15 protein-coding genes are annotated in these 18,175 nt (G+C 64.5%); 7 read left to right on the top strand and 8 right to left on the bottom strand.

Annotated features, from left to right (window positions below; all coding sequences use genetic code 11):
* Position 1: 1 nt before the first annotated feature.
* Positions 2–1,936 (top strand): VWA domain-containing protein, encoded by a 1,935-nt coding sequence (locus G3446_RS09185; RefSeq protein ID WP_245232395.1) that lies wholly within the window; start codon positions 2–4, stop codon positions 1,934–1,936.
* Positions 1,933–2,946 (top strand): hypothetical protein, encoded by a 1,014-nt coding sequence (locus tag G3446_RS09180; RefSeq protein ID WP_164452530.1) that lies wholly within the window; start codon positions 1,933–1,935, stop codon positions 2,944–2,946. Before G3446_RS09185 ends, G3446_RS09180 begins: the two co-directional genes overlap by 4 nt.
* Before the next feature lie 648 nt (positions 2,947–3,594).
* On the opposite strand, the gene G3446_RS09175 is transcribed toward G3446_RS09180, so the two are convergent.
* Both G3446_RS09175 and G3446_RS09170 read right to left on the bottom strand, forming a co-directional pair.
* The gene (locus tag G3446_RS09175) at positions 3,595–5,433 is read right to left on the bottom strand and encodes a PhoX family protein (RefSeq protein ID WP_164452529.1); all 1,839 of its coding nucleotides are present in this window, start codon (positions 5,431–5,433) and stop codon (positions 3,595–3,597) included.
* A 199-nt stretch (positions 5,434–5,632) separates the two neighbouring features.
* Positions 5,633–6,637, bottom strand: a complete 1,005-nt coding sequence (locus tag G3446_RS09170) for an aminoglycoside phosphotransferase family protein (RefSeq protein WP_245232394.1) — start codon at positions 6,635–6,637, stop codon at positions 5,633–5,635.
* Between the two features lie 185 nt (positions 6,638–6,822).
* Between G3446_RS09170 and G3446_RS09165 the strand changes: the two genes are divergently transcribed.
* The 3 genes from G3446_RS09165 to pdxA are packed head-to-tail and all read left to right on the top strand — an operon-like array spanning position 6,823 to position 11,705.
* Complete coding sequence (locus tag G3446_RS09165) at positions 6,823–9,324, top strand: LPS-assembly protein LptD (RefSeq protein ID WP_342450077.1); 2,502 nt, start codon at positions 6,823–6,825, stop codon at positions 9,322–9,324.
* On the top strand, positions 9,305–10,639 hold the full coding sequence (locus G3446_RS09160) for a peptidylprolyl isomerase (protein WP_164452527.1): 1,335 nt from the start codon (positions 9,305–9,307) through the stop codon (positions 10,637–10,639). The genes G3446_RS09165 and G3446_RS09160 overlap by 20 nt, the downstream gene beginning before the upstream one ends.
* 52 nt (positions 10,640–10,691) lie before the next feature.
* Positions 10,692–11,705 carry a 4-hydroxythreonine-4-phosphate dehydrogenase PdxA gene (gene pdxA, locus G3446_RS09155; protein WP_164452526.1) on the top strand — a complete coding sequence of 338 codons (1,014 nt, stop codon included), beginning with the start codon at positions 10,692–10,694 and terminating at the stop codon, positions 11,703–11,705.
* A gap of 18 nt (positions 11,706–11,723) precedes the next feature.
* On the opposite strand, the gene G3446_RS09150 is transcribed toward pdxA, so the two are convergent.
* Positions 11,724–12,710, bottom strand: coding sequence for a Gfo/Idh/MocA family protein (locus G3446_RS09150; RefSeq protein WP_164452525.1), 987 nt, complete (start codon positions 12,708–12,710; stop codon positions 11,724–11,726).
* Positions 12,711–13,123: 413 nt separating this feature from the next.
* Between G3446_RS09150 and apaG the strand changes: the two genes are divergently transcribed.
* Together apaG and G3446_RS09140 are read left to right on the top strand one after the other, a co-directional pair.
* The gene (apaG, locus tag G3446_RS09145; RefSeq protein ID WP_164452524.1) at positions 13,124–13,495 is read left to right on the top strand and encodes a Co2+/Mg2+ efflux protein ApaG; all 372 of its coding nucleotides are present in this window, start codon (positions 13,124–13,126) and stop codon (positions 13,493–13,495) included.
* Between the two features lie 68 nt (positions 13,496–13,563).
* Complete coding sequence (locus tag G3446_RS09140) at positions 13,564–14,400, top strand: symmetrical bis(5'-nucleosyl)-tetraphosphatase (RefSeq protein ID WP_164452523.1); 837 nt, start codon at positions 13,564–13,566, stop codon at positions 14,398–14,400.
* Positions 14,401–14,426: 26 nt separating this feature from the next.
* Here G3446_RS09140 and G3446_RS09135 read toward each other — a convergent pair whose 3' ends face one another.
* The 5 genes from G3446_RS09135 to G3446_RS09120 form a co-directional block, all read right to left on the bottom strand.
* On the bottom strand, positions 14,427–14,951 hold the full coding sequence (locus G3446_RS09135; RefSeq protein WP_164452522.1) for a dihydrofolate reductase: 525 nt from the start codon (positions 14,949–14,951) through the stop codon (positions 14,427–14,429).
* A gap of 15 nt (positions 14,952–14,966) precedes the next feature.
* Positions 14,967–15,323, bottom strand: coding sequence for a ribosome silencing factor (gene rsfS / locus G3446_RS09130; protein ID WP_164452521.1), 357 nt, complete (start codon positions 15,321–15,323; stop codon positions 14,967–14,969).
* 149 nt (positions 15,324–15,472) lie between these two features.
* Positions 15,473–16,120, bottom strand: a complete 648-nt coding sequence (gene nadD / locus G3446_RS09125; RefSeq protein WP_164452554.1) for a nicotinate-nucleotide adenylyltransferase — start codon at positions 16,118–16,120, stop codon at positions 15,473–15,475.
* A 397-nt stretch (positions 16,121–16,517) separates the two neighbouring features.
* The gene (locus G3446_RS27455) at positions 16,518–16,676 is read right to left on the bottom strand and encodes a hypothetical protein (RefSeq protein ID WP_167757077.1); all 159 of its coding nucleotides are present in this window, start codon (positions 16,674–16,676) and stop codon (positions 16,518–16,520) included.
* A gap of 38 nt (positions 16,677–16,714) precedes the next feature.
* On the bottom strand, positions 16,715–18,172 hold the full coding sequence (locus tag G3446_RS09120; RefSeq protein WP_164452520.1) for an NAD(P)/FAD-dependent oxidoreductase: 1,458 nt from the start codon (positions 18,170–18,172) through the stop codon (positions 16,715–16,717).
* Positions 18,173–18,175 lie beyond the last annotated feature (3 nt).

Here is an 18,175-nt window from a genome sequence, read left to right as displayed (position 1 = left end):
CATGACTCAAGATCCGGCGCGCGCTGCCGTCACACAGGCCATGACGGACTTCATCCATGTGTCGACCCTCGTGAAACGGGTGCTCGTCCTGGCGCTGATCCTCACGGCGCTCGGCGGAGGCGACCTGCTGGCCGCGACCGAGGTGCGCATGCTCATCGACGTCTCGGGGAGCATGCGCAAGAACGATCCGGAGAACCTGCGCGTCCCGGCACTGCGCCTCGTCAACGAGCTGCTCCCCGAGGGTGCGCGCGCTGGCGTCTGGCTCTTCGCCGAGAAGACGGAGGTACTGGCGCCCCCCGGAGACGTCGACAAAGGCTGGAAGCGCAAGACAGGGGCACGTCTCGACCGCATCCACTCGCGCGGTCTGCTCACCGACATCGAGCAGGCGATCACGACCGCAGTCACCGGCTGGGACGCGGCCGCGGGAGACGACGAGCGGCATTTGGTGCTGCTGACCGACGGGCTGGTCGACGTCTCCAAGGATGACGCGGCCGACGACGCATCTAGGCAGCGCATCCTGAGCGAGCAGCTCGAGCGGCTCAAGCGACTCGGCGTCAAGGTGCACGCGGTCACGCTCTCGGACAATGTCGACATGCCGCTGATGCGGCTACTGACGAGCGAGACCGGTGGCTGGCTGGAGACCGCCAGGGATGCCGACGCCCTCCAACGCGTCTTTCTCCACATGCTCGAACAGACCGCCGAGCCGACGACGGTGCCGATCAAGGGCAACGGTTTCGAGATCGACGATCAGGTCTCCGAGCTGACAGTCCTCGCCTTTCACGCCGAAGGCGGCAAGACCGCCCTGATCTCGCCGAGCCGCGACCGCCTCTCCGCGCAGCGACACCCGGACGGCATCACCTGGCGCACCGAGCCTGGCTACGACCTCGTCACCGTCAAGGATCCCGAGGCCGGCACCTGGCGCCTCAAGGGCGTCGAGGACCCGGACAACAGGGTCGTCGTGGTGACGGATCTGCAGATCGAATCGACGCGCCTGCCCAATACCCTCAGTGCCGGGGAGCAGCCGGAGATCGAGGCTTGGCTGACCGATCACAGGCGCACCGTCACCCGCGCGGATCTGCTCGAGGTGCTGAGCGCCCGCGCGGAGATCGCGCCGCTCGGGCCACAGGCGGGCGAGACGCCCGCCGGGCCCGAGGGGCAGGCTCCAGAACGGGAGATCGGCGCCGACTCCAGCCCAGCGGAAGCGACAGAGCCCCTCGACACGGCTCCCAAGCTGCCCGTCGCCCTGGAGCTGACCCTGGACCCGAACAGCAGCCGTTTTGCGGCCAGGCTGGACACGCAATCCCTCGGGACAGGCAGCTACAGGCTGACGCTGGTCATCGACGGTGGCACCTTCCAGCGCCAAACCGTCAAGCGCTTCAAGGTCGCGGGCGCGCCGATCGAGGTCGACTATGCAGAGCAATTGCCCTCGCCGGACGACCCGGTCGCACGTATCAAGATCCGGATCACCGGCGAGGCGGACCTGATCAAGCCCGACAGCTTGCTCGGCTACCTGCTGATCGAGGCGCCGAGCGGCGAGCGCTCCGTGGTCGAGATCCCAGAGTCGGCACGGCTCCCACTGGGCATCAAGATCCCGGTCCAGGCGCCCGGTCGATACCAGATCAAGGGCCAGCTCATCGCAACGACGCTCAGGGACGACAGCATCGTCTTCCGGCCCGAGCCGCAAAGGCTCAATCTGGATTTCCCCGCCCCTGAGACGCAGGAGGCCGCAGAGGAGGCGCCCAAGCCCCCCATCCAATGGCTAGCGCTCAGCAGCTATGTGCTCGGCGGCAATTTGCTCGTGGGGCTCATTCTGGGCCTCACCTGGTGGCTGCTCAAACGCTCCGCACCGACTCCCGTGGTCGAGGGCGAGACGCCCGCACCCAAGAAGGGTGGAGCGAAGCAGGACAAGAAAGGCAAGACGAGGAAGCGGTCATGACGACGCTCGAGATCAGCGCTTTGGTCCTAGCCGGCGAGTTCGCCATCGTCGCCTGGGTGATCCTCTTCATCACGATGCGCCATCAGCATAAGCGCATCCACGAAGACCACGCCCACGCGGGCGCCGTGATGCGACGCCTGGAAACGGACGAATTCTCACGGCGCGACGCCCTGACCAACCTCTTCGAGACCACTTACCATCTCGAGGGAGACGATCTGGCGGCCAAGGTGGACGAGTATGTCGCGCGCGAGAAGGCCTTTTACAACGCCATGCTCAGCCTCTACCTCAGCCGCGACGGCGCCAAGCTCAAGCAGATCCCGGAAGAGCTGACGAAGGTGCTGACCCCCTGGGTGGAGATGACGCCGACCGGTATGATCGAGGCCAGCGAGGTCAACGACCTGGAGAACGAGAAGGCCGCACTGGCGACCGAGCTCGCCAGCACCAAGGACACGCTCGAGCAGCTGATGGACGAGTACATGGCCGCCTTCAAGAAGGATCAAGAAGAGGCGGCAGCCGCGGAAGCGCCCGCGCCTGAGCCCGTGCAAACGCCAGAGCCAGAGGCACCGGCGCCCCAGGCGCCCGAGCAAGCCGAAAGCGTGGCGGAAGACTTCGAGCTCGACGTCCAGCCCGAGCAAGCCGAAGCGCAGGCCTCACAGCCGGCCGAAATCGAGCCAAAGGAGATGCCAACACCCAAGCCAGCGCCTGAGCCTGCCGTCGCGGAGGCTGGCGAGACGCCGGACCCGCTATCGCTCAACGAGGAGCCAATCGATCAAGCCGCGCTCGACGCCATGCTCGACGCCTTCGGCGCGAGCGACCAGTCACCGCCCCAGCAGCCTGAGCCTGAGCCGGAGCAGGAGACGGAGCAGGAGACGGAGCAAGAAGCGGAAGCACAGCCCGAAAGCCCGTCCACCGAGCCCGAATCGCCAGAGGACGAAGAAGCGCGGGCGCGCGAGGAGCTAGAAGGCCTCGCCGACCTCTTCGGCGAGCCGGACGATAAGAAGTCGCGGTAGGCTAAACCGCAAAGGCCCCAAGGACACGAAGAGGCATTATGCGCATGAATGACGCGTCTCTCGCCCTCAAGACAGCCTCCAGCCTCCAGCCTCCAGCCTCCAGCCTCCAGCCTCCAGCCTCCAGCCTCCAGCCTCCAGCCTCCAGCACATCATAATCAGATACTTAGCAGACTTTATGGCCGGCCAGCCGCTCACCCGTTGGGTGACTCGGACAAGACCTGAAAGCAGCTCCAAAACAAAGCTCTAAGCTGGCTGCTGGTGGCTGGCAGCTCTTTCTACCTAGATCCGGCGGTTGGGCGGCCTCCAGGGTGCGTCCAGCGGGGTGTCTGGCAAGGCGCAACGAGGCGTCGTAGTGGTGCTACGACGGAATCTTTCTCAAGAGAGAATCCGTTGCAACGCAGCCAGGCGCCGCGCGGGGCGTGCACTGGAGGCCGTAGCGGGCTTCACCCGGCGGGTGAGCCAGCAGGAAACCCCGATCTTGAAAGTGATCAAGGCCTTGCATGAAGCACGAAGCGGTCAACTGCCGGATCTAGGTTGTAATGACGACTTCATTGATCGAGTCCAGAGGGGACTGAAGAGAGACCGAGGGAAGCCTGCCCAGGCAGGGCCCGCGGTGGCGCGTCCCTGCGCCAGCCCACGGCGGCAGGCTCAGTCGAGCGCAGGGAAGGGTCCGATGTAGCCGACGTGCGACTCCTTGTCATCGGGGCTCTGGGCCTTGTCCTCGTCCGACTCGCCGTAGGGGTGCTGAGTCACCAGGGTCAGATAGCCGTAGCCGCCGATATTGGCATGCCAGAAGGGCGAGGTCGTCTCGGCGCCATAGGGCGTGGTGGCGATGCGGGTCAGCTCCCGGGTGTTGAGGTCGAAGCTCCAGACATAGTCGTTCTGGTGGGCGCTTGTGTCCTCGCCGATCACGAGCGACTTGTACTTGGGCAGGTAGGTGATGTTGTCCGGCGATGCGATGCCGTCGACGTCACAGCTGTTCTCGGACAGCTCGGTTCCGCTGTAATCGACCGGAGTGCCGGCGATGAGGCCCCACATATTGTAGGCGACATAGCGGCTGTCGATCGGAGAAGCGTCCGTATCGCTGATCTCGCCTTTCAGATTGAGCCCGTAAACGGCACCGCATTTGTTCTTCTCGAGCCGAATGTGGTTAGGTCCGCCCACGTCGTTCGAGGAGCCGTCCTCCATCCCTTTGGCCACTTCGCTCATCGCGATGTAGAGGACGTAGTCGTCCGGGTTGAAGGTGATTCCCTCTTCCTTTCGGAGCTCCGTGGTCGCGCCCAGATGCGCGGCATAGAGTCGCGTCTCGAGGCGCGAAGCGATCTTCTCCATACCCTGCTTCAGACGGGTGCAGAGCAGTCCCTCATCGTAGGTGTTGGTGCTGGTGTAGCCATCCGGGCAAGTACCTGCGTCGGCATCGATCGGATCGACCTTCTCGAACATGTCGGCGAAGGTCGTCTTCGCCTCGATCGCGGCGCGGATCTCATCGTTCGTGGCATGCCCAAGGTTGATCCATTCGAGATCCGCGGCCCCGGCGCCTTCGCCCGAGGTCTGATTCCAGCGCGCCGCATAGAGCGTCCCTGCGCTGAGGACCTTGGGACGATCCGCGACGAACATGAAGAGCCCGACATTGGTGCCATCATCGGACAGATAGACCGTGCGGTTGTCGGGCATGACGTAGGCCAGCTCATGCGCGAAGCGCCCCATCGCGAAGTGCTTGGTGACACGGTGGCGTCCCTCGGCCGAGGTGATCTTGATCTCAGGCGTCCAACCGTACATGTAACCGAAATAGGCCGCGTTCTCAGCCGTATTCTCGATGTGGTTGTAGTCGGCGATGGACTGCATGTGCGCATCGTGCCAGGTCGGATCGTCGAACCAGGCCCGATCCTCGGCATCCGGATTGAAGAGCGCCATCGGCGGCTCGTATTCTTCGGAGCCGAGGTGCGAGCCCCATGGGGTCGTCATGCCGGCGCAGTTGACGTAGGTGCCGAACACCTCGGAGAAGTCGACGGATCTCGTGGCAACGGCCTCCAGGTTGCCCTCATTGTCCTGCTCGAGCTTGGTGATATAGGCACCGCCCAGGCTGCACTCGAGCTGAGTCACCGCGAACAGCGCGTTGCCATAGCGCAGCAGGGAGGTGTAATCCGGGCCGGAGCCGTTGGTGCACACCCAGGGGCTGCCGTCCTCGAGCAGCATGGGATCGCCGTTCTTGTCCTTGAGCAGACCGAAGATCTCGGTCTCACTGAAACGTCCGTGGAGCTTGGGCAGAACCTGATTCGTCCGAACCAGATCATGGTAGCCGATGGCATACGCCTGCCCATCGATGATCACGGTGTCCGAGGCGCGGATCTGGCTCTTCTCGGCTAGCGTGAGCGGGACTGTGACTTCGCTGAGCTCGAGCCTGTTGAGATCGGCCTGGGTTTGAGTACATCCAAGCGCCAACATCAAAGCTGGCAAACTGACGAGCGTCTTGCTGACCGGAGTCATGGGCTGCTTTCCTACAAATGGCTTGATGACATGAGACCAGGAGCGGGCCCCGGCCTCGGCATGAGCTTTGAGCAGCAAAGACTAAGGAAAAACTGCGGCGCTCGGATCATGGAAAGATGAAGCTTCCATGACGGCCGGGTGACGAGCCGGCCCGGACAAAGCAGCCGGCCAGCCGCCTCCCCGAGCAGCCTGCGGATGTCTAAGACGGCGAGGAAGCAGCCATGGCTGGAAGGACCCGGTCACTCAGCAGGCGGGCGAGCCCCTTCAGCTCGGGATGACGCCCGGCCACATGGGTCACATAGCCGAGCGTGCGCGGCAGGTCGGCCAGGTAGTGCGATTTGCCATCGCGGATGTGCAGGCGTGCGAAGATGCCGCACACCTTGAGATGTCGCTGGAGCCCCATGAGGTCGAGCCAGCGCAGAAACCGCTCCGGCGCGACATCGGGGATGAAGCCCGATCGATAGGCCATCTGCCGATAGCCGAGCGCCCAGCCGACGACCTTTTCGGCGGGCCAGGCGATGTAGCAGTCGCGCAGCAGAGAGACCAGATCATAGGTCACTGGCCCGACCACGGCGTCCTGAAAGTCCAGGACGCCCGGGCTGCCGATCTCCGTGATCATGAGATTGCGCGAGTGGTAGTCGCGATGGACACAGACTTGCGGCTGCTCGAGCGCACTCTCGATCAGGACGCCATCCAAGGCATCGAGCATCGCCTCCTCGGCCGGCGACAGCCGCAGTCTCAGATGCTGGTCGAGAAACCAGGTGCGGAAGAGACCGAGCTCGCGCTTCAGGAAGGGCGCGTCGTAAGCGGGTAGCCCTTGGGTCGGCCCATCGGCCTGAATCCTCAGCAGGGCGCCGAGGGCATCGCCGTAGAGCCCGTCAGCGCTGGCGTCACTCAGATGATCCAAATAAACGCGATCACCGAGATCCGAGATCAGCATGAACCCCTGTGCGCGATCCTCGGCCAGGATCTCCGGCGTATTGATGCCGATGGCCCGGAAGCGGCGTGCCAGGTCCGCATAGCGTCCGCAGTCTTCCTGAGCCGGGGGGGCGTCCATCAGGATGCAGGTCTCCCCGCCCTCGCTCAGCCGCCAATAGCGCCGAAAGCTCGCATCCGACGAGGCGGGCGTCAGCTCGAAGCACGTCGACCCAGTGACCCTGGCGAGCCAGGCTCGCATGGCATCATTTCGCTCTGACACTCGCATCCACCTCGGAGCCGCTGCGCTTGTTGCGGCCCCACGCTCGAAATCATTGGGGAAAGGTCTCCGTAAGCGGCTTGGATGACGCTCGGCGCTTTCCGATTGCCGCCCGAGACGGGATATGCCATGGTTGCAGGTTCAACCTCAACCGTCCACTCTCGTGAAGCGAGTCCGCCCGCCGGATGCCGACCATGGTCGATCAAAAACGCAGCGCCGCCGTTTCCGCGCTGCTCGTCCTCATCGCCCTGTCGGGTCCGACCTCTGCTCAAGCGCTAGCGAGCACAGCCGCCGAGACCTATCCGTCCGACGCCTTTCGGCCGACCTCGCCGACGGCTGACCGGCCGGCGCTGCCCGCCCTGACGCCAGCCCAGCCCGCGCCCCAATCGGCCAGCCTGAAAGGGCTGGAGGCCAAGCCAGCCGAGCCCGCCGAAGCCCTCCCTGACAGCAGCTCGGTCGCACCGCGGCCCGCACCCGCCCGCCATTTGGGCCCCAGATCCGAGGACGAGCGCCTGCACCAAGGGCTGCGCTGGGACTACTGCGGCCCCAAGCCTGGCGTGACCCGGATCGCCCCGAGCTCGCCGCTCGACGGCGAGCGCCAAACGCCGATCGACATCACGGCGGACCTGGTGGACTACGACCAAGACGCGGACCTCATCCGCTTGCTGGGGGACGTTGAGATCCTCCAGGAGGGGCGGCGCTTCGAGTCGGATCGCTCGAGCTATGACCGCAGCAATGGCGACGTCAAGGCGAGCGGCAACATCTACCTAGAGCTACCAAGCATCCGACTGGTCGGCGACGCGGCGGACTACAACCTCGAGACGGAGATGGGCAGTGTCACCAAGCCGGGCTACCGCATGTCCGGCAACGCGAATCTGCGCGGCCAGGCCGAGCAGGCCTGGATACTGAGCGAGCAGCAAAGCCGCTACCAAGACATCATCTACACGACCTGCCCGCCGGGGAATTCCGACTGGTCGATCGCCGCACGCGAGCTGGAGCTGGATCAGCAGAGCGGGATTGGCACTGCGCGCCATGCCCGCATCCGCTTCGCCGACGTGCCCCTGCTCTACACGCCCTATCTAAGCTTCCCGATCGACAGCCGCCGCCGCAGCGGCTTCCTCATCCCAACCCTCGGCTCCGCGGAGGAGACAGGGACAGACCTCAGCCTGCCCTACTACTGGAACATCGCGCCCAACATGGACGCCACCATCACCCCGCGCTACATGAGCGCCCGCGGCCTGATGCTTGGCGCTCAATTCCGCCACCTCTCCAGCTTTCAGCGCTTCGAGATCGACGGCGAAATCCTGCCCAACGACCAGAAGGCGGAAGACGAGGGGGTTCGCGGCGCCTACCGGATCAAGCAGGCCGGCTGGCTCGGCTCCCGCTGGTCGTCATCCGTGGACTATGCCGCGGTGTCGGACGACGAGTACCTGCAGGACTTCGGCAACCGCCTGGATGTGACTAGCGTGCGCAACCTGAGCCAGCGCGCCGACGTAAGCTACAAGGGGGACGGCTGGCGCATGCTCGGCCGAATCCAGCAGTTCCAGACGGTGGACGCGAGCATCGACCCCGAGAACCGCCCCTACGGACAGCTGCCCCATATCGAGCTGGATGTCGACCCCGGCACCTGGGGCAAGCTCGTCGAGCTCGACTTCGATGCCCAGTACGACTACTTCGACCACAATAACGCCGTTCACGGCAGCCGCCTGGTGGCCATTCCGGCGCTGCGGGCGCCGCTGCGCCGCAGCTTCGGCCACCTCATCCCGCGCGCCCGGCTCTACTACACAGGCTACGACCTGACGGACCAGGACGAGGGCGCGCCCGACCAGCTCTCGCATCTCATCCCCAGCCTCGACATCGACGGCAAGCTCATCTTCGAGCGCGAGGTCGACTGGCTCGGCACCCAGGCGCTGCAAACCCTCGAGCCGCGCCTCTACTACGTCCTGACCGCCTATGAAGACCAGGCCGACAACCCCCTCTTCGACACCACGGCTCTGGATTTCAGCTTCTCGAGTCTCTTTCGGCCCAACCGCTTCACCGGCTACGACCGGATCAGTGACGCGAACCGCCTGACCGTCGGCCTGACATCCCGCACCATCGCCAACCGCAGCGGGGACGAGCTGCTGCGCACCAGCATCGGCCAGGTCTACTATTTCGACAAACGCCGGGTCCAGCTCGACAGCGAGAGCGACGCGGTGGAGAACGACGTCAGCTCCTCCCTGGCGGGTGAGCTCTCCGCGCGCCTGCACCAGGACTGGCGGGCGACGGCCAGCCTGCAGTGGAATCCCAACGAGACCGAGCAGCCCTGGGAGAAGCAGGTGCTGCAGCTGAGATACGCACCGGACAGCGACCACCTCATCAACCTCGCCTACCGCTACAATCTGGGCACTCAGGAGTCGGAGGAGTACGAGGACACCGACCTCTCCTTCAAGATGCCGCTCGGCTCCAACGTCAAGCTGGTCGGCCGCTGGCTCTATTCGATGCTCAACGACGAGACGGTCGAGGCCTTCGCCGGCATCGAGGTCGGACGCTGCTGTTGGCGCTTACGCCTGCTCGGGCAGCAGGTCAAGCGCAGCGCCGGCGAGCCGGCCAGCACCAGCGTCATGCTACAACTGGAGCTTGCCGGACTCGGCTCCTTCGGCAATCAGATCGACAAGCTCCTGGAAAGAGGAATCTATGGATATCAGTCCAATTAGCCGCAGCCGCGCGCGGCGGCATGGTCTCTGGTCTAGCACGGCGGCGCTGCTGCTCCTGGCGCTCAGCGTCGGCTGCGCCCTGGCCGCGACCCAGGAGCTGGATGCCATCGTCGCCGTGGTGAACGACGATGTGATCGTCCAGAGCGAGCTGGATCGCGAGATCGACCTGGTGATCCCGCAGCTGCAGCGCCAAGGCACGGCCATCCCGCCAAGGCCGCAGCTGGAGAAGCAGGTGCTCGATCGCCTCATCCTCAAGCGCCTGCAGCAGCAGCGCGCCAAGGATCTTGGCATCAGTGTCGACGACGCGGCCTTGGTGGAGGCCATGGCCAACATCGCCAGCCGTAACGGCCTCTCCCTCGAGGAGCTCGAGGCGACCCTGGAGGCCGGCGGGATCCGTTTCGAGGACTTCCGCGAGGACACCCGCTCGCAGATCCTCACCAGCCGCCTGCAGAGCCAGGAGGTGGTGAAGAAGATCCAGGTGACGGACCGCGAGGTCGATATCTTCTTGGAGAAGGAGAGCAGCCGCCTGGTCGAGCGTGAGCAGGTCAGGCTCCAGCACATCCTCATCGCACTGCCGGAGGATGCCTCAGCGCAGCAGGTCAAGGCCGCCGAGGACAAGGCGAAGCGCCTGGTCGCTAAGCTGCGCGCCGGCGCGAATTTCGCGGAGGTCGCGGTCCGTGAATCGGACGGGCGCAACGCGCTCGACGGCGGCAATCTCGGCTGGTTCGAAATGGGCGCCGTGCCCAGCCTGGTCTCCGACCTCGCCTACAGCCTGGCCGAAGGCGAGGTCAGCGACCCCCTGCGCAGCCCGAGCGGCTTTCACATCATCAAGATGCGCGAGATCAAGGCCGCGACGCCAGAGAACGTCACCCAGACGCAAGCACGCCACATCCTGATTCGCACCAATGAGATCGTATCGGATGATGACGCCAAGCGACGCCTGAATCAGCTGCGGCAGCGCGTCATCGGCGGCGACGACTTCGCAACGCTCGCCCGCGCGCACTCGGACGACACCGGCTCGGCGCTCAAGGGCGGAGACCTCGGGTGGGTGAATCCGGGGGACACGGTGCCGGATTTCGAAGAGCGGATGAACGCCCTACCCGTCAACGGGGTGAGCGAGCCCTTCGAGTCCCCGTTCGGCTGGCACATTGTTCAGGTCCTCGAGCGACGCAGCCAGGACACCAGCGACGAGATCATGCGCATCAAGGCACGCGAAGCCCTGCAGAGACGCAAGGCGGAAGAGACCACAGAGGAGTGGCTACGACAGCTCCGGGACGAGGCCTACATCGAGATCCGCTTGGACAGAAATTTCTAGTCATGGACCTCAAGCATCTCACCTGCCCCGCTCGCCGGGATCCGGTCTACACATGAGCCGCCAGCCCCCGCGCCTCGCGCTGACACCTGGAGAGCCAGCCGGCATCGGGCCTGACCTGGTCGTTCGGCTCGCACGCGAAGGAAGCCCCGCCGAGCTGATCGCCTTGGCCGACCCGGCGCTCCTGATCGCGCGGGCGCAGCGCCTCGGCATCCGGCTGAGCATCGAGGACTTCGACCCGCAAGCCCCGCCGCGCCCCACCCAGCCAGGTCACTTGAGCGTCGCGCCGATCGCACTCGCCCAGCCTTGCACCCCTGGACGCCTGGACCCGGCAAATGGGCACTATGTGACCCGAGCCCTCATCCAGGCATGCGACGGCTGTCTCGACGGCACCTTCGACGCCATGGTGACGGCCCCGGTGCACAAGGGCGTGATCAATGATGCTGGTATCCCCTTCACCGGACACACGGAGCTGCTCGCTGAGCGCTGTGGCGCGGAGCCCGTGATGATGCTTGCGGTCCCGGAGCTGCGTGTGGCACTCGCCACGACCCATTTGCCGCTCTGCGAGGTCCCGCGCGCGATCACGCCCGAGCGCCTGAGACGCGTCATCCTCACGCTCGACCATGACCTGCGCAGCAAGCTCGGGATCCACAAACCGCGCATCCTGGTCTGCGGACTCAATCCTCACGCCGGAGAAGGCGGACACCTTGGGCGCGAGGAGGTCGAGGTCATCCAGCCCGTGCTGGCCGAGCTCAGGAGTCGCGGGCTGGACCTCGTTGGCCCGCTGCCCGCGGACACGGCCTTCGTGCCGGACAAGCTCGCTCAGGCGGATGCCGTCCTGGCCATGTATCACGACCAAGGCCTGCCCGTGCTCAAACACCTGGGATTCGGGCGGGCCGTCAACATAACTTTGGGACTGCCGATCATCCGGACATCCGTCGATCATGGGACGGCGCTGGACCTGGCAGGGACCATGGAGGCCGACTTGGGAAGCCTCATTGCCGCCGTGGAGATGGCGACTGAGATGGCCGGGTCTGCAGCACGGCAGTCAAGGCGCGCGGCCACCTGAGGGGCGAGCCAAACGGCTCTAGACGCCAGACAGGTGGCGCCGTTGAAGGTCGGTGGATCGCTGGATGCAGGCCTGTACCTCGAGGGCGACTTCCAGCGCCTCGAGTCCAGTCCGGCCGTCGACGAGAGGCGACCGACGCTCCCGAGCACAGCGCACGAAGGCCGCGATCTCCTGATCCAGGGGCTTTACGGGCTCGACCTTGACCTGCTCGCGCACGATCTCAGGCCGCTCTGAGCCCTCGACTGCGCGCGGGGCCGCGACATCGATGGTCTGCTCGACGAAGTCCAGGGCGAGATAGGCGCCGGTTTGAAAGACGCGTATCCGCCGAGTGGGCTTGTCCGACACCCGACTGGCGACCACGTTCGCAACGGCGCCATTGGCGAACTCCAGCCTGGCATTGGCAATGTCCACATGCTCCGTCAGCACGGAGGCGCCGACTGCGGAGATGTTGCTGATGTCCGACGCGACGAGCGACAGAATGATGTCGATGTCATGGATCATGAGATCCGAGACCACATCGACGTCGGTCGCCCGCTCGACGAAGCCCCCCATGCGTTGAGCTTCCAGGTAGAGAGGTGAACGGATGCGCTCGGCCAGCGCCATCACGCCGGCGTTGAAGCGCTCCACATGACCGACCTGAAGGATGGCGCCATGGGCATCCGCCAGACGAACGATCTCGCCCCCCTCCTCTCGCGTCGGCGCGATCGGCTTTTCGAGAAGGACGTGAATTCCGCGCTTGAGAAAGGGTGCGGATGCCTCGAGGTGGGCCGTAGTGGGAACGACGACGCTGACGGCATCGACCTCGGACGCGAGGGCATCCATGGAGGGGAAGTCTCGACAGCCGGCCTCGTCCGCCACGGCTCGGGCGCGCACGGCATCGGTATCCACGACGCCGATCAGAGCGACATCCGGGATCCGCGAGTAGATGAGGGCATGAAAGCGCCCGAGATAGCCGACACCGACGACCCCGACCCTCAGCTTCTTATCGACCTCGGCTGCTGTCATGCCAGACCCACTGACCTTTGGAGGAGAAGGGGGGGCGCGGACCTAGCGGCTCGGCTCGAAGTAGCCCGGCTCAAAGCGCTGTGCTCAGCCGCCGACAGGCGGGCCAGGAAGTGTTTGGCGCGCGATTTCCGCATGGTCGGAATCTGAGTAGAGATAGAGCTGATAGCCCACTGTTGCAGACATACCAATCATGACGAAAAGCAACAACACCATGAGTGGATCCGGACTCCGATTCCTGCGCTTTGATGTAATCACGACTCTTGCCACTGGCTCGCGTAGACTTTCACGAATATCGTACAACTCTCTAAAAATATTACAAGCAATCTGCCGATATTTGCCCCAATATCAATGAAATCCCTCCCAAAGTCGGGAGATGAGCACGCCCTGATCGACCGGACGCATCGGAGAGACATGTGAGCGACTATGCAATCAAGGTTAGCGCAGAAAGCCAGTATCAACCGGACAGCTCATCACCGGACGAAGGCCGCTACGTCTTCGCCTACAGGATCACCATCGAGAACCAGGGAGCGAAGGCGGCGCAGCTCCTGGATCGCCACTGGATCATCACGGACGCGGACGGCAAGGTCCAGGAAGTCAGGGGACAGGGCGTGGTCGGCGAGCAGCCACACCTGAGCCCCGGAGAATCCTTTCAGTACACGAGCGGGACCATCCTTGCGACACCGCTCGGCAGCATGGAAGGGTCCTATGGCATGGTCGCGGAGGACGGAGCCCGCTTCAGCGTTGAGATTCCGGTATTCTCCCTCGCGTCCACGCGCATTCACTGAAGGCACCAAGACCATCGAAATAGCGCGAGCACGGCTGGCTCGCCAGCCTCACAGACAGCACGGAGATCATGCCAAGCTACGCGATCGGTGACATCCAAGGCTGCCACACCGAGCTCAGACGACTGCTCGACCAGCTCGCGTTCGACCCGAAGCGCGACCGGCTCTGGCTCGTCGGAGACTTGGTGAACCGCGGCCCACACTCCCTAGAGGTCCTCAGGCTGGTGCGCGATCTCGGGGACGCCGCGACGGTCGTCCTCGGCAACCACGACCTTCACCTCCTTGCGGTTGCCGCCGGGAACAATAAGCACGCCAAGAAAAGCACCCTCGAGGCCGTTCTCGAGGCACCAGACCGCGACGAGCTCCTGGATTGGCTGCGCCATCGCCCCGTGCTGCACCACGACGACACACTGGCACTCACCATGATCCACGCGGGTCTTCCGCCCCAGTGGGACCTGGCGCAAGCCCGCGAATGCGCCAGGGAGCTCGAGAGCGCGCTGAGAGGCGCGGATTATCGCGCCTTCCTGCAGGAAATGTACGGCAACCAGCCGAGCCTCTGGTCACCCCATCTGCGCGGCGTGGAGAGACTGCGCTTCATCACCAACTGCCTGACTCGACTCAGGTATTGCGAGCAGGATGGCAGCCTGGCGCTGAAAGAGAAGGGCCAGCTCGGAAGCCAGCGGCCAGGGCGGTTACCCTGGTTTCAGATGCCAGGACGCTTGAGCAGAGACGACCGCATCATCTTCGGACACTGGTCGACCCTCGGCTTCTGGGCCGGGGAGAATGTCTGGGCGATCGACAGCGGCTGCCTCTGGGGGGGCGCACTGACCGCGTTGCGACTGGATGAAACTCCGCTGCGCGCCGTTCAGCTCGACTGTCCCGGAGAGCTCGAGCCCAGCGACGCCTGAGCACCCCGATTCTTCGACAGCCCAGGCTAGGTCATGCGCTCGAGCTCCAGGAAGCTCATCTCGAAGGCATTGCGGGCATCGCGTGGCCGCGCAACGCGGCTGACCTCCCGCCATGCCGAGCTGTCCCACTCGGGGAAATAGGTATCGCCCTCGGCCTGGGTATGCACGAGGGTTAGATGAAGGCGGGACGCAAGGGGTATGGCCTCGGCATAGAGCGACGCCCCGCCGACGACCATCAGCTCCGCCTCGCCCGCAGTCTCCGCGATTGCGGCGTCGAGCGAAGTCAGCACCACACAGCCCTCGGCGCGAAATTGGGGGTCGCGCGTCAGGACGATGTGCCGCCGCCGCGGCAGGAGTCCGGGCAGTGATTCCCAGGTCCTGCGGCCCATGACGATCGACTTGCCCAAGGTCAACTGACGGAAGTGCGCAAGGTCCGCGGGCAGCCGCCAGGGCAGCGTATTGTCCCGGCCGATGACACCATTGTCGGCAACGGCCGCGACGACCGCCAAGCTCGGCCGGGATTCTCCCCCCCGCGCGCGCGCCTGCTGCATCTCCCCAAGGCTCCCTCAGGCCGACTGCGAAGCGAGCTTCGGGACGATGGATGGCGCCGACCAGAGGCGCTCGAGATTGTAGAAATCCCGCACCTTCGGAAGCATGACGTGAAGGACGACGCCATTCAAATCCACGAGCGCCCACTCGCCCTCTGCGACACCCTCGCTGCCGAGCGGGGCCTCTCCGGCCTCCTTCGCGCGGAAGGCAACGGTCTCGGCGATCGCCTTCACATGCCGATCCGAGGTGCCGGACGCGACGATCATGAAGTCCGTCACGGCGGTCTTACCGCGAACGTCCATGACCTCAACATCGCGCGCCTTCATGTCGTCTAGCGTATCCAAGATCAACTGGCGAAGCTTCTCAAGCTGCATGCGCTCTCCTCTAGAATCGAAAAAACGGACCCACACGGCAGCCAGCCGTATCAGTCTCCTGGCAACGCGCGAGATCCCGCGCGTCGAGCCACAATCCGTCGAACCGCAATCCGTCGAACCGCAATCACGAGCCAAGCCCTGGCCACGCCTCAGGCATCGGTCGCCGACGACCGATAGAGGCTTTCATCGGTGATGAGCTTCAATACCGCATCGGGCAAGAGGTAACGCGGGCTGAGCCCACGCGCCACGAGATCGCGTATCCGGGTGGACGAGATCTCGAGCTGCGTCACCTCCTGAATCAGGATCCGCCCGCCGGGCGCGCTCGCAAGCTCGGCCGGACTGTCGCTGCCGCGCTCCAGATAGAGATGACGCAGCCTGGCGCCCGCGACCACCTCATGTCCGGGACGGCGCATCACCACCAGGTGGGCGAGCCCGAGGATGTCTAGGGGCCGATGCCAATCGAGAAAGCCGCGGTAGGCATCGGCGCCGATCATCAAGCATAGCGGCCGCTCTGCGCCGAGATCCCGGCGCAATGAGACCAACGTATCATAGGAATAGGATCTGCCCTCCCGGTCCAGCTCGCGCGAATCCACGACAAAGCCCGGCTGCGCCTGTATCGCCAGCTCGAGCATGGTCAAACGCGCGACTGCGGGAGCGATTGGCTGCGGCCGGTGAACCGCGACATTGAGCGGGACGAGCCTGACCTGCTCCAGTCCGAGTCCTTCGAGAATATCCAGCGCCGGGCGGAGGTGTCCGAAATGGATGGGGTCGAAGGTACCGCCGTAGATGCCGATCATCGGGCCGACCGACACATCACCCGCGTACTCCAGGCGCGCCCCCATGGCAGCGAGAGCGTCAGAACAGGCGATCGATCGAGGCGCGAGCCCCCGTGCAGACGGCGGCGCGGCACAGCCGTCGGAGTCATCGGCCGCCCCCAACAGGGCGTCAGGTCTCGTGCTGGAAGCAAAATCTCCTTGTCCGGCCCGGGCTGCATTTATCTTCGGTAGTCAACACCGTAGCAGAATTCGCCGCGATTGTCCCCCGGGCTTTGGCGCCGGCACTGCCGAATCGCCGCCACGCAGCTCGACCGCTCTTTATGACGCAAAAAGCACGAGGCCTCAGGGTGGCTCCCATCCGGCCTCGTGCGGAACTGCCTACCCTGGGCTCGAGATAGACCCCAAGGCCCTCGTCTCGTCAGTTATGAGATTTCATCAAGAGCTTCAAGATCTTGAGATTGATGATCCAGAAGCGGATGAACTGCCAGATGATGGATCGGCGCATGTACCTGGTGAAACCGGTCGGAACCGGCGGGTAGTACGCCTGCTGATAGGGCTCTTTGTTCTTGACTGCCATCGTCCTCTTCCTCTTTTCGTTTCGAATCTGAAAGGGAATCAGTCGGGGAGGATCGACCAGCCCGGCCGCAGCTTCGCCTGATAAATGAAGACATGATGGAGGATGTACTTCATCCAGTGGCCCGCAAGCCCGATCTCGCCGAAGGTGAGATCCATGTCGCGACCATACTCCGGATAGGTCTCATAGTCCGGCACCACGGGAAAGACCGTCATGGTCGCCGCCGTACCCTTGAAGATGTCGGAGCCCGTGGAGGCCACGCAGGCCGCGCCCATCTCAGCCATGGACGCGGTATGCGTCGGGCCCGAGGCCCCCGCCAGCATATCGCGGATACTGCCGGCGACGGCCTTGCCGATGGTCGCCGAGGGCATGCCGGTGCGTGGCGGGGTCGGACTGATCTGTGTCCCGCCGGGACTCTTCATCACCTTGCTGATGGGATGCGGCGGCGCAAAGGCGATCCCGACGGCGAAGACGTTCTTGTACTTGGGCGTCTGGTAGGTCTTGGGCCAATCCGCCTTGCTCCACTCCTCGAAAGGCCGCGGATTGTAGTCGGCATCGACCTTCATGAAGCCGTTCGGCGCGAACACCTCGCTGGTGATGTCGTCGCCGGCCTTGTTGTAGGCCTTCAGCCCAACGCCCGCGAACGGCGGGATCAGCATGGAGAAGTCGAACTCCAGCTCGTCCTGCGTCCCGTCCAGCAGCTCATAGTGGATCTTGTTGGGCTCGACCTTGCTCACATGGGCGCGGGTGATCCATTCGATGCCACGCTCGACCATCAGGGATTCCGCGAACACCTTGCCGTTGGTCAGGTAGCCGCCGCGCGTGATGTGCACGCCGCCCATGCCGAAGTCGCCAAGCTCGTACTCGTTGCTGATCCAGACGATCCGCGCGAGATCGCGCACACCGGCCTCGCGCACCGCGTGATCGACGTTGTAGATGTACTCGAAGGCCGCACCCTGACAGGTGCACATGCCATGCCCGGTGCCGACGACGAAGGTCTTGCGCTCGCCGCGCTTCATCGCCTCGATGCACTCCTGGAGCTTTTCGTTGGCTTGGAGCGCGTGCCCCGGCGTACAGACCGACTGGCTGTAGCCGCCCTCGGGACCGAGACCCGGGGTAGCACCGAAGTTGAGCTTCGGCCCAGTGGCATTGACGAGGAAATCGTACTCCAGATTTGCGCTCTGACCGGCGCGCGCGGGATCCGTATATTCGATGGTGACGAAAGGCTTGTCGCTGTTCGCGCCGCCTTCCGGGTTGATGGAGATCGCCCGCGCCTGATGGAAGGCGACATTGATTTTCTTATAGATGGGCGCCAGCTCGAACGTGACTTGAGACTCCTCCATTTCGCCCACGCCGACCCAAATGTTCGACGGGACCCAATTCCATTTGGCGTTGGGAGAGACGACGATCACCTCGTGCTTCTTGCCAATCCATTTACCGAGGTACCTGGCCACTGTGTGGCCGGAGATACCTGCGCCAAGGATGACGACTCGTGCCATACA

Source organism: Thiorhodococcus minor (genome assembly GCF_010820565.1).
Lineage (GTDB): Bacteria > Pseudomonadota > Gammaproteobacteria > Chromatiales > Chromatiaceae > Thiorhodococcus > Thiorhodococcus minor.
Note: the sequence above shows the minus strand (reverse complement) of the source record. Positions and strands in the feature narration are given on the sequence as shown.

Coding starts and splice junctions, on each gene's coding strand:
- pdxA (WP_164452526.1), top strand. CDS start 10,692: ATGAGCCGCCAGCCCCCGCGCCTCGCGCTGACACCTGGAGAGCCAGCC.
- G3446_RS09150 (WP_164452525.1), bottom strand. CDS start 12,710: ATGACAGCAGCCGAGGTCGATAAGAAGCTGAGGGTCGGGGTCGTCGGT.
- nadD (WP_164452554.1), bottom strand. CDS start 16,120: ATGATCGGCATCTACGGCGGTACCTTCGACCCCATCCATTTCGGACAC.
- G3446_RS09165 (WP_342450077.1), top strand. CDS start 6,823: ATGGTCGATCAAAAACGCAGCGCCGCCGTTTCCGCGCTGCTCGTCCTC.
- rsfS (WP_164452521.1), bottom strand. CDS start 15,323: ATGCAGCTTGAGAAGCTTCGCCAGTTGATCTTGGATACGCTAGACGAC.
- G3446_RS09170 (WP_245232394.1), bottom strand. CDS start 6,637: ATGCGAGTGTCAGAGCGAAATGATGCCATGCGAGCCTGGCTCGCCAGG.
- G3446_RS09185 (WP_245232395.1), top strand. CDS start 2: ATGACTCAAGATCCGGCGCGCGCTGCCGTCACACAGGCCATGACGGAC.
- G3446_RS09180 (WP_164452530.1), top strand. CDS start 1,933: ATGACGACGCTCGAGATCAGCGCTTTGGTCCTAGCCGGCGAGTTCGCC.
- G3446_RS09140 (WP_164452523.1), top strand. CDS start 13,564: ATGCCAAGCTACGCGATCGGTGACATCCAAGGCTGCCACACCGAGCTC.
- G3446_RS09175 (WP_164452529.1), bottom strand. CDS start 5,433: ATGACTCCGGTCAGCAAGACGCTCGTCAGTTTGCCAGCTTTGATGTTG.
- G3446_RS09120 (WP_164452520.1), bottom strand. CDS start 18,172: ATGGCACGAGTCGTCATCCTTGGCGCAGGTATCTCCGGCCACACAGTG.
- G3446_RS09160 (WP_164452527.1), top strand. CDS start 9,305: ATGGATATCAGTCCAATTAGCCGCAGCCGCGCGCGGCGGCATGGTCTC.
- G3446_RS27455 (WP_167757077.1), bottom strand. CDS start 16,676: ATGGCAGTCAAGAACAAAGAGCCCTATCAGCAGGCGTACTACCCGCCG.
- G3446_RS09135 (WP_164452522.1), bottom strand. CDS start 14,951: ATGCAGCAGGCGCGCGCGCGGGGGGGAGAATCCCGGCCGAGCTTGGCG.